The sequence below is a fragment of the Kouleothrix sp. 19917 genome (assembly GCF_057073505.1).
Map to the genome: position 1 here is coordinate 2,182,183 of NZ_CP097099.1, position 11,336 is coordinate 2,193,518.

General features: G+C 39.4%; 19 protein-coding genes. All 19 read left to right on the plus strand.

Annotated elements, in window-relative coordinates; translation table 11 throughout:
- Nucleotides 1-5 precede the first annotated feature (5 nt).
- Nucleotides 6-626 (plus strand): hypothetical protein, encoded by a 621-nt coding sequence (locus tag M1P90_RS09040; protein WP_483702290.1) that lies wholly within the window; start codon nucleotides 6-8, stop codon nucleotides 624-626.
- Nucleotides 627-724: 98 nt separating this feature from the next.
- Entirely contained in the window at nucleotides 725-1,357 is a 633-nt protein-coding gene (locus M1P90_RS09045) for a hypothetical protein (protein ID WP_483702291.1), read from the plus strand.
- A gap of 19 nt (nucleotides 1,358-1,376) precedes the next feature.
- Nucleotides 1,377-2,291, plus strand: coding sequence for a hypothetical protein (locus tag M1P90_RS09050; RefSeq protein ID WP_483702292.1), 915 nt, complete (start codon nucleotides 1,377-1,379; stop codon nucleotides 2,289-2,291).
- 98 nt (nucleotides 2,292-2,389) lie between these two features.
- Complete coding sequence (locus tag M1P90_RS09055; RefSeq protein ID WP_483702293.1) at nucleotides 2,390-3,175, plus strand: helix-turn-helix domain-containing protein; 786 nt, start codon at nucleotides 2,390-2,392, stop codon at nucleotides 3,173-3,175.
- A gap of 731 nt (nucleotides 3,176-3,906) precedes the next feature.
- Complete coding sequence (locus M1P90_RS09060) at nucleotides 3,907-4,185, plus strand: hypothetical protein (RefSeq protein ID WP_483702294.1); 279 nt, start codon at nucleotides 3,907-3,909, stop codon at nucleotides 4,183-4,185.
- Nucleotides 4,186-4,279: 94 nt separating this feature from the next.
- Nucleotides 4,280-4,615 carry a hypothetical protein gene (locus tag M1P90_RS09065; RefSeq protein WP_483702295.1) on the plus strand — a complete coding sequence of 112 codons (336 nt, stop codon included), beginning with the start codon at nucleotides 4,280-4,282 and terminating at the stop codon, nucleotides 4,613-4,615.
- A gap of 178 nt (nucleotides 4,616-4,793) precedes the next feature.
- Nucleotides 4,794-4,970 carry a hypothetical protein gene (locus tag M1P90_RS09070; RefSeq protein WP_483702296.1) on the plus strand — a complete coding sequence of 59 codons (177 nt, stop codon included), beginning with the start codon at nucleotides 4,794-4,796 and terminating at the stop codon, nucleotides 4,968-4,970.
- Nucleotides 4,971-5,020: 50 nt separating this feature from the next.
- On the plus strand, nucleotides 5,021-5,227 hold the full coding sequence (locus M1P90_RS09075) for a hypothetical protein (protein ID WP_483702297.1): 207 nt from the start codon (nucleotides 5,021-5,023) through the stop codon (nucleotides 5,225-5,227).
- Between the two features lie 22 nt (nucleotides 5,228-5,249).
- Nucleotides 5,250-5,843: a hypothetical protein gene (locus M1P90_RS09080; protein WP_483702298.1), complete on the plus strand. Its 594-nt coding sequence runs from the start codon at nucleotides 5,250-5,252 to the stop codon at nucleotides 5,841-5,843.
- A gap of 380 nt (nucleotides 5,844-6,223) precedes the next feature.
- Nucleotides 6,224-6,781, plus strand: coding sequence for a hypothetical protein (locus M1P90_RS09085; protein WP_483702299.1), 558 nt, complete (start codon nucleotides 6,224-6,226; stop codon nucleotides 6,779-6,781).
- Between the two features lies 1 nt (nucleotide 6,782).
- Complete coding sequence (locus tag M1P90_RS09090) at nucleotides 6,783-7,310, plus strand: hypothetical protein (protein ID WP_483702300.1); 528 nt, start codon at nucleotides 6,783-6,785, stop codon at nucleotides 7,308-7,310.
- Between the two features lie 27 nt (nucleotides 7,311-7,337).
- Nucleotides 7,338-7,517, plus strand: coding sequence for a hypothetical protein (locus M1P90_RS09095; RefSeq protein WP_483704749.1), 180 nt, complete (start codon nucleotides 7,338-7,340; stop codon nucleotides 7,515-7,517).
- 10 nt (nucleotides 7,518-7,527) lie between these two features.
- Complete coding sequence (locus tag M1P90_RS09100; RefSeq protein ID WP_483704630.1) at nucleotides 7,528-7,842, plus strand: HNH endonuclease; 315 nt, start codon at nucleotides 7,528-7,530, stop codon at nucleotides 7,840-7,842.
- A gap of 1 nt (nucleotide 7,843) precedes the next feature.
- Nucleotides 7,844-8,440 (plus strand): transglycosylase SLT domain-containing protein, encoded by a 597-nt coding sequence (locus tag M1P90_RS09105; RefSeq protein ID WP_483702301.1) that lies wholly within the window; start codon nucleotides 7,844-7,846, stop codon nucleotides 8,438-8,440.
- A gap of 150 nt (nucleotides 8,441-8,590) precedes the next feature.
- The gene (locus tag M1P90_RS09110; RefSeq protein ID WP_483702302.1) at nucleotides 8,591-8,839 is read left to right on the plus strand and encodes a hypothetical protein; all 249 of its coding nucleotides are present in this window, start codon (nucleotides 8,591-8,593) and stop codon (nucleotides 8,837-8,839) included.
- Between the two features lie 47 nt (nucleotides 8,840-8,886).
- Nucleotides 8,887-9,204, plus strand: coding sequence for a hypothetical protein (locus tag M1P90_RS09115; protein WP_483702303.1), 318 nt, complete (start codon nucleotides 8,887-8,889; stop codon nucleotides 9,202-9,204).
- Entirely contained in the window at nucleotides 9,201-9,734 is a 534-nt protein-coding gene (locus tag M1P90_RS09120; protein ID WP_483702304.1) for an NUMOD4 domain-containing protein, read from the plus strand. Before M1P90_RS09115 ends, M1P90_RS09120 begins: the two co-directional genes overlap by 4 nt.
- A 213-nt stretch (nucleotides 9,735-9,947) precedes the next feature.
- Nucleotides 9,948-10,331, plus strand: a complete 384-nt coding sequence (locus M1P90_RS09125; protein WP_483702305.1) for a hypothetical protein — start codon at nucleotides 9,948-9,950, stop codon at nucleotides 10,329-10,331.
- A gap of 284 nt (nucleotides 10,332-10,615) precedes the next feature.
- Nucleotides 10,616-11,200: a hypothetical protein gene (locus M1P90_RS09130; protein WP_483702306.1), complete on the plus strand. Its 585-nt coding sequence runs from the start codon at nucleotides 10,616-10,618 to the stop codon at nucleotides 11,198-11,200.
- Nucleotides 11,201-11,336: the final 136 nt, after the last annotated feature.

An 11,336-nucleotide genomic window follows, 5' to 3' on the forward strand; every position in this document is an offset into this window, starting at 1 on the left:
GCTTGTTGCCGCAAATCTGCAAAAGTCCAGTTATAATCACAGCGGCCAATTTTACCCGCAAGATCAAAGAGATAGAGACAGAACATAAAGGTGAGCCGTTTGGCGATTTCTTTGATGATATCAGCTCTTATACTTTATCCACTATATTAAATTCTAGTACGGCTCTGGAGGGATATATCAACGAGATATTTGTTGACAGGGCGACATACTTTCCTGAATACAACCAACAGCTAATGGATGATGTCTGGAGCATAACGGAAAGAGGCAAAATTTTAGAGAAGTATGGTTTTGCACTCTCTTTGAAAGATAAAGGCAGGTATAAGAAAGGCACATCGTTTTACCAAGATGCCGAGGATTTAATCAAACTGAGAAATACCCTTGTTCATTTCAAGCCCGAGTGGTCCCATGAGCAGGGAGAGCACAAAAAGTTAATGAAGAGGCTTAAGAATAAGTTTGAGCTTAGTCCTTTTTTCCAGAATGCAGAGTCAGCCTTTCCAAATAGCATCATGGGTTACAGTTGTGCCAAATGGAGCGTGACAACAACCTTGAATTTCATTGAAGAATTCAGTGTGCTTGCTGATATACCCAACAAAATGAAGAAGTTTCAAAATAGATTGGCGCTATAATATCTTATTATAATAATTGCAGTACGCCACAGATCAAAGACTGCTAACTCCGTCCAGCGTCGCATTATGACGTAGCCTTCTTCCACTTGAGAGGGAACATGGATAAGATACCTTTCTTAACGACTGACCGTCCTCTTCGCAAAAAGATTGTCTTAATCGTCTTTCTTATTATGTCTTTGCCTTCTTGTCTGATTTTCTTCCTCTCTACAGCCCTTACACATGAACAGTGGTTTTGGATAAATTTTTATACATCACCGATAACGCGAGTAGTAAATGAAAAAGTTCCCTCACTTATACTTGGCATGTTGATTTCGTTTTATGTCTTGGGAGCTTGGGCTTTCTATGAAGAGTACCGCGATAGCAAAGAGCGTGAGAAATCAGAAACGTATAGTGAGCGCCTGAGCAAATTGACAACTAATCTAGACAAATCTTCAGAAGAGGTCGAAGTCATCCTCGCCGAAATGAAAAGGTTATCCGCAGAACGAGAAGCTTCCATGCAAAAATTGGAGAAAGAAATACAAAGCATGGAAGAGAGAGAACAAGCAGCTAAAAAGCGAATACAGGATTTGGAGAACGTGCCCTTGGCTGTTGCCGAACACTTTGCCAAACTCACTGAGCCAGGGGAAAAGAGAGGGGCGCGCAGAGACTACACACTTTTCTTTGCTGGCCTTGTTGCTGGGCAGGTACTGTCTATCATTGGTTCAATCGTTCTCAAGGCGTTTGGGTATTAGTGATTAGTGTGAGGATGGAATGAATTTAAAAGCGCGTGCCAAGAAGCTTTCTGATTCTGTTGCCAAGAGAAGAAGGATTCTGCTAGTATCGGCTTTCTTGTTTGTCTTTTCAGTCATTGCTCTTTCTCCGTTTTTGGAAAGTGTATCAATACTAAATAAAACCACTGTTGCGTCTATTATATCAATATTAAGTATTATTGGAGGTGTGCTGTTAAATCTGATAATTAATGATATACCGGTCACCGCAATGTTGCGTTTCCTAAACATTCTTCGTATTATTGCGTTCGTTGTATTAGGTGTTCTCCCTCTAGCGTATATTATCGCTCGCCTCTCCTTCTTATCTGCCGAGGACTTTCTAACTGCCGTTGACTTTGTGAACACAGCATCAGAACAAGCCCTTTTAGATGCCACCATGGCTGGCTTAGCCGCTACCGTATTTGGTATCGCAGCTGGTATCCCTGTTGCGTTCTGGCTGAGCAGCAAGCAGCAACAGGCAGTTGAAGCAAAGGAAAAAGCAGAGGAAGAGAAGGAGAGAACTGAACGAGAGAAGATTATCCTTGCTGCTCTCTGGGAGGAACTTTCTTCGAATCAGGTTATCCTTGAAACTGTAATTGAAGTCCATGGCAAAGAACTTACTAAAAAAACGAATTTTGAGTTACAGGACGTTCTTTGGAGAGCCTTTTCAGACGGTGGAGAACTCAAATGGATTGACGACTTACGTATTTTTCGCAGCCTATCTCTTGCCTATGGTCAAGTTGCTACTCTTATACATCTTGAAAGGCAATATACCGATATTTCAGAATTGCCAAACATCGTACTTGGGCCAAGAGAAGAACAAAATGCTATTCGCGCTAGAAGAATACGGCCTGTAGCATTGGCATTCATTAAAACCGCTGTCAATTTGATAAGACCAAAGATAGCCCCTACAAAGTAGTCTTTTACCTCCTGATCTACAAGAGGCAATGGTGAGATTAAAAAATAGCCCTTGAAGATTTCTCTAGCAAGGGCTAATATGGTTATAGCTATATAACCATGACCAGTATATCAAAAACTACCGGCAGTATCACCACGGAACACGACGACTTCTTGGTAGAAGAAAACCTCTTTACCTACTCCGAAGAAGAACGACAGCAACAGCAAATAAATGCTGCAAATGCTTCTCATATATTCAGCCCCAAGTTCATACCAGTATATCCCCAGCTCCTAAAGAGCGGCCTCACACTCACTGAAGCTCTTATATTTGGCTTCATTGATTTCTACAAGTCTTCATCAAATACGCGATTCTATTTCACGAATGAACAGATAGCTTCCATTGCAGGCTGTAGCCCCGATACAGTCAGCCGATGTATCTCTTCTTTAGAGAAAAAAGGGCTCATTAAGACAAGTAAGAAAATGCGTGCAGGAGGAGGTTTGATCAGATTCGTAACTGATGTTTTCTATGATAGCAAATTGACAAATTATCAATTTGGTAACCGTCAAAACCTACAAACAAATAAGAATAAGATAAATAACAATAAGATAAATAAAAACTCTCTCTCTATGCAAGACGATGAACTTCAGGTAATTGCGGAGAGGTACGAGGTTCCACTGTCCTTCGTTAAGAGTAAGTATGACGACCTCGTAAACTACTGCGAACGAACAGGGAAAACTTATAAGGACTATAAGGCCGCGCTCCGTAACTTTGTCAAACAGGACGCGCTGAAGGTTCGGAAGGCGGTGAGTACTCATGACAAACCAAGGATTGCAGCTATCGGCGAAGATGGACAAATCTATTATCCCGCACCAATGGCGGGAGAGGTTCCTCATCAAACGAATTGATGCTGAGGATATTGAGATAGGTGAAGACCAAAAGGACGCAATCTTAAAGCTCCTCGCAGACGGCCAGCGGTTTGTCGTAGTGGGGAAATACACATTGATGCTTAATGGCATCCGAAGCATTGACCCAAAGTACCCACCGAATAATGTTCCGCCGCGCCCGAAGGAAGAGTATGAAACAAAGGTAATAGATAATTCATACGCTCATCAGGTGGTGAAAAACCAAGACGAAATTGACCTGTGGGATAAACTATATAAAAAGTGATACCCATACAGGAACAGTAAATTCGGCAAAAAATCAAAAAATTATGTTTAAACGAATTACAGTTAAAAAGGACGGACTTTACTATCAATGTATGGAAACAAAACGTGGCATTAAATGCGGTGTGTGCTTATTTGGTTTGATAAATCCGTTTGGAATTAAGAGCTTAGATGATAGTTGTAAGCGGTGCGGTGCGAAACTAACAGAGACCGTATATGGAACGGGTTTCAATTTGAAATCATATAGTCCATAACCGACGATTTTTGTGTTTTGCGAGAGAGTGGCAGAATAGGTAAATGCTTAACAGAAGCGAGGGCAGGAATACTAACAAACCTCCCCATTGCAAAGTGACTATACGAGTTAAAAACTGAGTACACGTCCAAACCAATACTCAGGGGCGATGAATGCGAAAGCGTAAGGTCTCGTCAAATCTTTGCCTCTCTCGCAAAGTACAGAAACCAAGGCAAAATATATGAAAAAGAAGGAAACTACATGGAGATATGCACTCGTAAGAAAAACGAGAAGAACACCTGATGGGAATATGGTTCATTATTATGATGTCCATGAGGTTTATTTAGATGGAGATAGGATTACTTCTTGGACAGAAAATCCTGTTGACTGTAATGGTTGCGAAGAAGTAAAGGAGACCTGCTGGACTTTGACAACTATCTTGAGGGATATTCTACAACATCCAGTAATGGAGTTAAGAAAGGGAAAGTTGATTAAACGCAGTAAATCAAAAAAACCATGAAACACCAATCAGAACCAGTACAAGACGTAGTAGGATTAGTAATTGCATTTGTATTTTTGATAATCGGTGCAATTGTCCTTTTTTACCTAGCTGTATGAAAACCTCCCCAACCCAAAGAAGCCTCGCACACCTCCGCAAACTCGGATATATCGCAGACATCACAGAACGCTATATAAGCGCAATAAATATTAGAAAAGATACATTTGGCGTTATTGACCTTATCGCTCTTAAAAAAGGCGTACAGGGCGTCACTGGTATACAAACAAGTACCATGTCCAATAAGAGCGCTCACAAGAAAAAGATACTGGAGTCAGAAGAAGCAAAATTATTTGTGGAATGTGGGAATACACTCATCCTTCATTCATGGAGAAAACTTAAAAAAGGAAAAGTATACCGTTGGCAGGTAGATGAGGAAGAGATAACATTTTAGGGGTTTTAAAACAGGCGACTACTTGGTAGAATTAGGGATATGAATTACTATAATCCATACAGCGGATTGCACGGTATGAATTTTAACCAAATTCTATACATCCAGAGCCAAACGGAAGTTGGCACTACTCTATGGAATGAAGCAAGTAACGCTTTAGCAGTGCTTCAGCAATCATCATATGTCCCAAGATAAACCCCTCACAATCGGTCAACAATTTGGCAGCTTAGGTGGAACAGCCACTCTTAAACGCTATGGAAAAGACCACTTCAAAAATCTCTCTAAACTTGCAGCAGAGAAACGCACCAAAGAAAAAGAACTCCGAAACGCTTCAAAAGAAAAAACTGCTGCTCTCTAGCCTCAATTTCCCCTATTGACACCGACTAGTCGAAGTTATATAGTTACATTATGTCACTTAGAAAATTAGTAATAGAAGAAACAATTATTCCTTTCGACAAGGAATTAAAAAGAATGTTTAACAGAAGAAATGTTGATTTAGCAAACATCGCTCAAGAAGTAAGCCCACATGAAATGATGTACCCTGTTGAGGATGTTTGGGAAGCAATGAGTTATAACAAAGATACAGATAAAGAAATATTAGAATTTTTTAAATAACAGAAAGTGAGGTGAATATATTATGAGTGATTTTTTAGACCCAGATTACAAACCAGATTCAAGTGAAAGTTTGTATATGAAATGGGAACAAGGAGCAAATAGATTTCGACTGTTAGAAAAACCTGTCATCGGTAGAGAATGGTGGGTACACGAAGATGGAACAGTTGTTGTTAAAGGCGAAAAACCAATGAAAGGCAACAAACCAGTTCGATTACCAAAAAGTAAAAAACATCTACTCTTTAGGGAAATGACAGTAGAAGAGTTTGAAAACGCAAAAGAGTTCTGGGCTATGCAAGTTTGGAATTACAAGACAAAACGAATTGAAGTTTTATCCATAAACCAATCAGGCATTATCAGAACACTCACTAATTTGGCTTTTGATAAAGAATGGGGAAGTCCACTTGGTTACGATGTTACCGTAACAAGAGACGGAGAAGGCTTAGAAACGTCCTATGAGACAGTTCCAATGCCACCCAAGGAATTAGCACCAGAAGTTAAAGAAGCCCTCTCAGAATCGATTATACGAACCGAGGCGCTACTTGAAGGGGGCGACCCTTTTAAGCAGCAAGGGCTTACGTCTGAAGATGTAGACAAATTACCAGATTTTGGAAAATAGTCAGAAGACCCAGGTTTCTAAGTTTTGCTACTTCCGGTATTTTACCCGATACCGGAAGAATGGAGAACTTATAAATATGCAAAATATAATTCCATTTTCATCAGGCCAAGACGTAAAAGAATGGCTTGAAAACAAAGAGTATTATTCACAACCTAATGTTGTGAGACTGTACCCACGCCGATGTTCTACGCCAAATTGCTTTGGTAGACCACAGAAACCATATACAAAATGTTGGTATTGTAACAAGAAGGCGGGAACACGAGTATGAATATCTCAACAAAACAAATTGAGATGTTAATTTAGTCTCTTTTATACTTTGGTCGGTGGATATCTTAATAGGGTACGCTTCGGGCCAATGTATAAAGGAGATTAGAAACACTATGAAAACAATAACTATCGACAACATTAAATACAAACTAGTACCAGTAAAAAGCAAGAAAAAAGAATTTGTATATGCAAAAGCGAACTGGGGAGAATTACCAGAAAACATAAATTACGATGAGACTATGACCTTAGATGGGGTTGCATATCATAGACATAAGAATGGTGGAGGTTGGGTGTCTGAAAAAGCACAAGTTGAGGAAACAGTGTGGGTAGGGTTCTTTGCACTTGTCAAAAACGGTGTAATAAAAGATCAAGCAATTATTCACGACAGAGCGGTTATTGACTGTAATAAATTACAAGAAGGAGCGAATTTTAATATAGGCGGTTCAGCTCAGGTTTATGGTTCAGCTTGGGTTTATGATTCAGCTCAGGTTTATGGTTCAGCTCAGGTTTATGGTTCAGATCGAGTTTCTGGTTCAACTCAGGTTTCTGGTTCAGCTTGGGTTTATGATTCAGCTCAGGTTTATGATTCAGCTCGGGTTTGGGGTAAGGGATATCTAAAAAAGAGTATGTCAGACGACATAGAACTAAAAGATTGGGAAACTATAGAATAATATGACAGCAACTAAATACAAAATCGGTCAAAAAGTACGCATACGAAAAGATTTAGCCAAACATGAACATTTTGATGGCTGTTTGATTGTTTCAAATATGCACAAATATGCTGGAACCACCAAAGAAATTCGAGGATTAGAATCGTTCAATCGTTATCTTTTAAAAAATATTGATTGGGTTTGGACATCTGAAATGTTTGAACCTGTAAAACGAGGTAGACCAAAAGGCTCAAAGAATAAGAAAAAGCATATTGCGCAAGCTCGCAAAAAGGTAAGAACTATAGAAGATGTACAAGTGGGAGATATTGTTATTGATGATGATGGAGATGAGAGGAAAGTATTACGAGAAGAAAAGTCGTTTATGCTTAGTGTAATAAACAACTTCGAAATAGAGTCCGATGTATTCTCAGTTAAAAGCATGAAAGATTGGGGTTTCACCCTCAAACAACCAGAAAAGAAATTCAAACTAAATGGAGAGTATACAAAAGAAGAACTATTAAAAAAGATAGATGAGTTGACACTTCAATAAACCAATCACTTGGTATAAAATAACGGAATGGAAGACAAAGAAACCAAGGAACTCGCAAAGAAATTGGGTAGGCGGGGAGGAACAAAAACACTACAAAAACACGGCGCTGATCACTTCAAGCGTATATCTTCACTCGGTGTAGCTGCACGGAGAAAAAAGAAATCCGAGGCTATTTTGTCTGTTGACAACCAAGCGCTTGATTGTTAAAGTATTGTTAATGAAGCGGAAATACTTTAACAGGAAAAAAATACTCGAAAGAGATGGATACAAATGTTCTCGATGTGGAATTAGCAGGGAACTATGTGTACACCATATCGATCAGAACTCAGCAAATGCTGATTATTCAAATCTAATTACGCTATGTCGTTACTGTCATAAAAAGACACATGGAGTTGTAGTAGTATTTGGAGAATATAGATTAATAGTGGAGGATTATGAAAACGGAATGAATATAGTTGAACTTGTTCATAAATATCAACGCGAATCCGATCAAATTTGCCAAATAATAGACAAGATGAAAGGAACCAAATAATATGAGCCGACGACGTTACAACAAACAAAACTGGATAACATTTGATTTATTTATATTTATAGCTTTGGCTGTACTTATAGCGGTAACGTGTAAACTCGTTGCAGTCAAAGTATTTCCTACTGTTACCATAGAACTAAAATCAGATACAGTATATGCGGCACCTGGCGAGCAGGAGGCTGAAACAGCGACTATTACGGTTACTCCTACTCCTAGGCAGGTGGAGCAGGAGGCCGTGGTAGTAACAGTTACCCCCACCCCTACTTATGAACGTGACGAATTGGAAAAAGTACGATATGAAGACCCTACTCTTACAGTAAAGCGTCAAATCTGCGATGTGTTCAAGTTCGATTGTGACAGAGCTATAGAAGTAGCAAGAGCGGAATCGGGTTTTAATCCTAATGCCAAGAATCCAGGCTCTACCGCTACAGGAATTTTTCAAATCATACGAGGCACATGGAATTTGTATAAGTGTGAAGGGGAGCGTACAAATTCATTGGACAACATCAAATGTGCAAAGAAAATCTATGACAGAAATCACGGTAAGTTCAATACAAGTGGTGGATGGGAAGCTAGCTATCATATCCATAAACAAGACTAATATGTCAGACACAATTCCAGCCCAAATATTTATGCCAGTAATAATACTTATATTTTTCATCTCTTTTCTTTGTTTTACCTTTGCTTGCGCGGGACTTGCCATAGAAGTTTACAAGGCACGAAAGTTTAAAAGTAAATTTAAAAAATTATTATGAACAATAATAAAGAAGAACTAGCTAAAAGAATAAAAAACGGTATTGCTCTTTATCGCAAAATACCGCTTCATTCTCAGTGGACACAAAAAGATCATACTAATCTTCAAATTCTTCATTCACTTATAGAGCAGTATATGGACGGTGTAGAAGTATTCATGAATGATTTAGATGAAAATCCAAGACAGCAGATTGAAGAAGCAAAGAAGATATTTGAGATCGAAGGGCGAGAGCTTAACACGGATTAACCGAGTAGTCATCTCGCCATCAATTGAATAATTTATTATATCAAATCATGTCAAACGAAACATTAAATCGAGAAGAAATACTAAAAAAGGCAATAGAGAAGGCGATTGGTAATGGGTGGTTAAAACCATCGAATCGAACTATCAAAAGCGTTGATATTTACTACGGCGATGATTCGATATCTGTCAGCCCATACTTTACTAAACTCTATAAAGGGTTCTGGAACGAGAACTACTTATTTGGTTCCACTGAACAAATTGTCTACAACAAAGATTTCGCCAAAGCTTTAGGTTTCAAGCTTGCAGATTTAGGAGCATGGTGCGACGAAGGCAAAGATCCCCTGGATTTCATTGCCAAACTACTATGAACGAGGAATTCAGAGAAATAACCGGCTACGAAGGGCGATATCTAATCTCTAACTTAGGCAGAGTAAAAGCGGTATATGCGTCAGTTCCGCCGCAGGATAGAGAGCGGATTCTTAAACTCTCAAAGAACAACAAAGGATACTTCTATGTGGACTTGTTCAAATACGGCAAGAAGGACAGAAGACTTGTACACCGCTTAGTTGCAGAATACTTCGTCGATAACCCTAACCAGTATCCCTGTGTAAATCACTTAGATTGCGACCCAAAGAACAACCGAGTAGACAACCTTGAGTGGTGTACCCACAAGCAAAATCTCCAGTATTCATGGAAGCTCGGTAGAGGTAAAGTGCCAGCTCCACACAGAGGAGAAACACATAAACTTAGTAAGCTCAAATACAAACAAGTGGATAGAATGCGAAAGCTCAGAAGTCTGGGCATGACCCTATCGGATTTATCCAAAGTCTTCGGCGTACACATATCGACAGTATCACGGATTTGTAGGGACGAAAGATACCTTGCTAAATTTATATGACGCAGGATTACACAAAATCACACAGAATCACTGTACCAGACTGGTATAAGAGAAAACGAAAGACAACATCAATATGGAAATGGACTCATCGTGTAGGTCAGGCACTCGCAGGAACTTACTGTTTAAAACATAGCTGTACAAAAAAAAAGCACGGATGGTACGACGAACCTATTTGTAAAAGATGTTTTGAAGAACGAAAGGAGCGTGATAAGAATGAATAAAAAACTATACTCTTTTATCTTTGCCCTCGTTCTTTTGGTTTCTGTATCAGGTGTGATTTACGCTTGTCGAGAAGTTGAAGAGTGTGAAGAGAATTGTGAAGTATCTGTTACTCCTACTGAGACACCTACACCCACACCAACAGACAAGCCGTGTGATGTAGAAGTAAAAGGAGACTTTCTTTTTTGTGTGACAGAAACTCCTACCATTACCCCTACACCAACTGTAATTAGTTGTGGAGAGGGTGAACATGTAAACCTTCAGGGTGATAAGTGTTTAAAATATGAATTGGGTGGAGCGCCAGAAAGTACATGGACACAGGAAGACTACGACAAAAATTTCCCAGGAGAAGGAAAGTTCCATGGATTAGCGAAGTAGGCTGATAGGTCCCCTCATTTTTGCGGGGACCAAATGAGCTTATGCCAAGAACAATAGACGACCACTTTCAAACAGGAATGATGCGACCTCTCGTAAAGGCCACGCTCAAATATTTGGGCAAAGACTTTACCAAGTGTGAGTTTTGCAGGAAAGATATCTTGAAAGGAAAGTACAATATTCACCACACGAAGTACGAGGGAGCAACCATTTACGATTTAGCTATCATCTGTACGAAGTGTGACAAGCAACCAGAGAATCGGAATCTTAGTTGACGACAAAAATATATGACAGAAGCAGAAAAAATTGCTAAAAGATTTCATTGGATTACCGGAGGTGTTCGAGTTATTACCCTTATGAAGCGAAAAAAAGAGGGTGGCCCTACACGAACAGATCGTGCTGCTAAAAAGTTTATATCTCTGGGCGAGGAACAATTTGTTGATGTTCTTCAAAAGGTTTTAGACCAATGGACACCCGACTACAGAATATACTGTACGGTCAATGCTCGTGATATGGAGAAGGCAATAAGAAACTTCAAACAGCTCATGCTTGATAACGACTATCAGAATCAGGAGAACAAGTATTACTTTTACACTGATATATGGAATCGTTTGATAAGCTCCCTTCAGGTTCAGAGTGCAAGAAGAGATCGCTGGTTTTTGATTGATATAGACGATGACAACAAGAACGGACTCAAAAAACCCGATGTGCTTAAACGGCTCGAAGAACTTAATATAACGATCATTGACACCTACCAAACTAAAAACGGGTGGCACATAATAACTCTACCTTTCGAGTACCCTAAACTTATGCCTGAATTAAAGAAGTGGGACAATGTAAAGACAGACGCAATGGCCTTACTTAAATATTAGTCGTACAGCAGTTTGCGACAAAAACACCTCTTCTTTTGTGGATGGAACTATCTGACAAATTTGGTAAACTCAACGAATTACTACCCACATATGTCAGAAAGAGACCCTGTAAAGCATCGGCCAAAAAAGGAAGGAA

Coding starts and splice junctions, on each gene's coding strand:
- M1P90_RS09045 (WP_483702291.1), top strand. CDS start 725: ATGGATAAGATACCTTTCTTAACGACTGACCGTCCTCTTCGCAAAAAG.
- M1P90_RS09050 (WP_483702292.1), top strand. CDS start 1,377: ATGAATTTAAAAGCGCGTGCCAAGAAGCTTTCTGATTCTGTTGCCAAG.
- M1P90_RS09055 (WP_483702293.1), top strand. CDS start 2,390: ATGACCAGTATATCAAAAACTACCGGCAGTATCACCACGGAACACGAC.
- M1P90_RS09060 (WP_483702294.1), top strand. CDS start 3,907: ATGAAAAAGAAGGAAACTACATGGAGATATGCACTCGTAAGAAAAACG.
- M1P90_RS09065 (WP_483702295.1), top strand. CDS start 4,280: ATGAAAACCTCCCCAACCCAAAGAAGCCTCGCACACCTCCGCAAACTC.
- M1P90_RS09070 (WP_483702296.1), top strand. CDS start 4,794: ATGTCCCAAGATAAACCCCTCACAATCGGTCAACAATTTGGCAGCTTA.
- M1P90_RS09075 (WP_483702297.1), top strand. CDS start 5,021: ATGTCACTTAGAAAATTAGTAATAGAAGAAACAATTATTCCTTTCGAC.
- M1P90_RS09080 (WP_483702298.1), top strand. CDS start 5,250: ATGAGTGATTTTTTAGACCCAGATTACAAACCAGATTCAAGTGAAAGT.
- M1P90_RS09085 (WP_483702299.1), top strand. CDS start 6,224: ATGAAAACAATAACTATCGACAACATTAAATACAAACTAGTACCAGTA.
- M1P90_RS09090 (WP_483702300.1), top strand. CDS start 6,783: ATGACAGCAACTAAATACAAAATCGGTCAAAAAGTACGCATACGAAAA.
- M1P90_RS09095 (WP_483704749.1), top strand. CDS start 7,338: ATGGAAGACAAAGAAACCAAGGAACTCGCAAAGAAATTGGGTAGGCGG.
- M1P90_RS09100 (WP_483704630.1), top strand. CDS start 7,528: ATGAAGCGGAAATACTTTAACAGGAAAAAAATACTCGAAAGAGATGGA.
- M1P90_RS09105 (WP_483702301.1), top strand. CDS start 7,844: ATGAGCCGACGACGTTACAACAAACAAAACTGGATAACATTTGATTTA.
- M1P90_RS09110 (WP_483702302.1), top strand. CDS start 8,591: ATGAACAATAATAAAGAAGAACTAGCTAAAAGAATAAAAAACGGTATT.
- M1P90_RS09115 (WP_483702303.1), top strand. CDS start 8,887: ATGTCAAACGAAACATTAAATCGAGAAGAAATACTAAAAAAGGCAATA.
- M1P90_RS09120 (WP_483702304.1), top strand. CDS start 9,201: ATGAACGAGGAATTCAGAGAAATAACCGGCTACGAAGGGCGATATCTA.
- M1P90_RS09125 (WP_483702305.1), top strand. CDS start 9,948: ATGAATAAAAAACTATACTCTTTTATCTTTGCCCTCGTTCTTTTGGTT.
- M1P90_RS09130 (WP_483702306.1), top strand. CDS start 10,616: ATGACAGAAGCAGAAAAAATTGCTAAAAGATTTCATTGGATTACCGGA.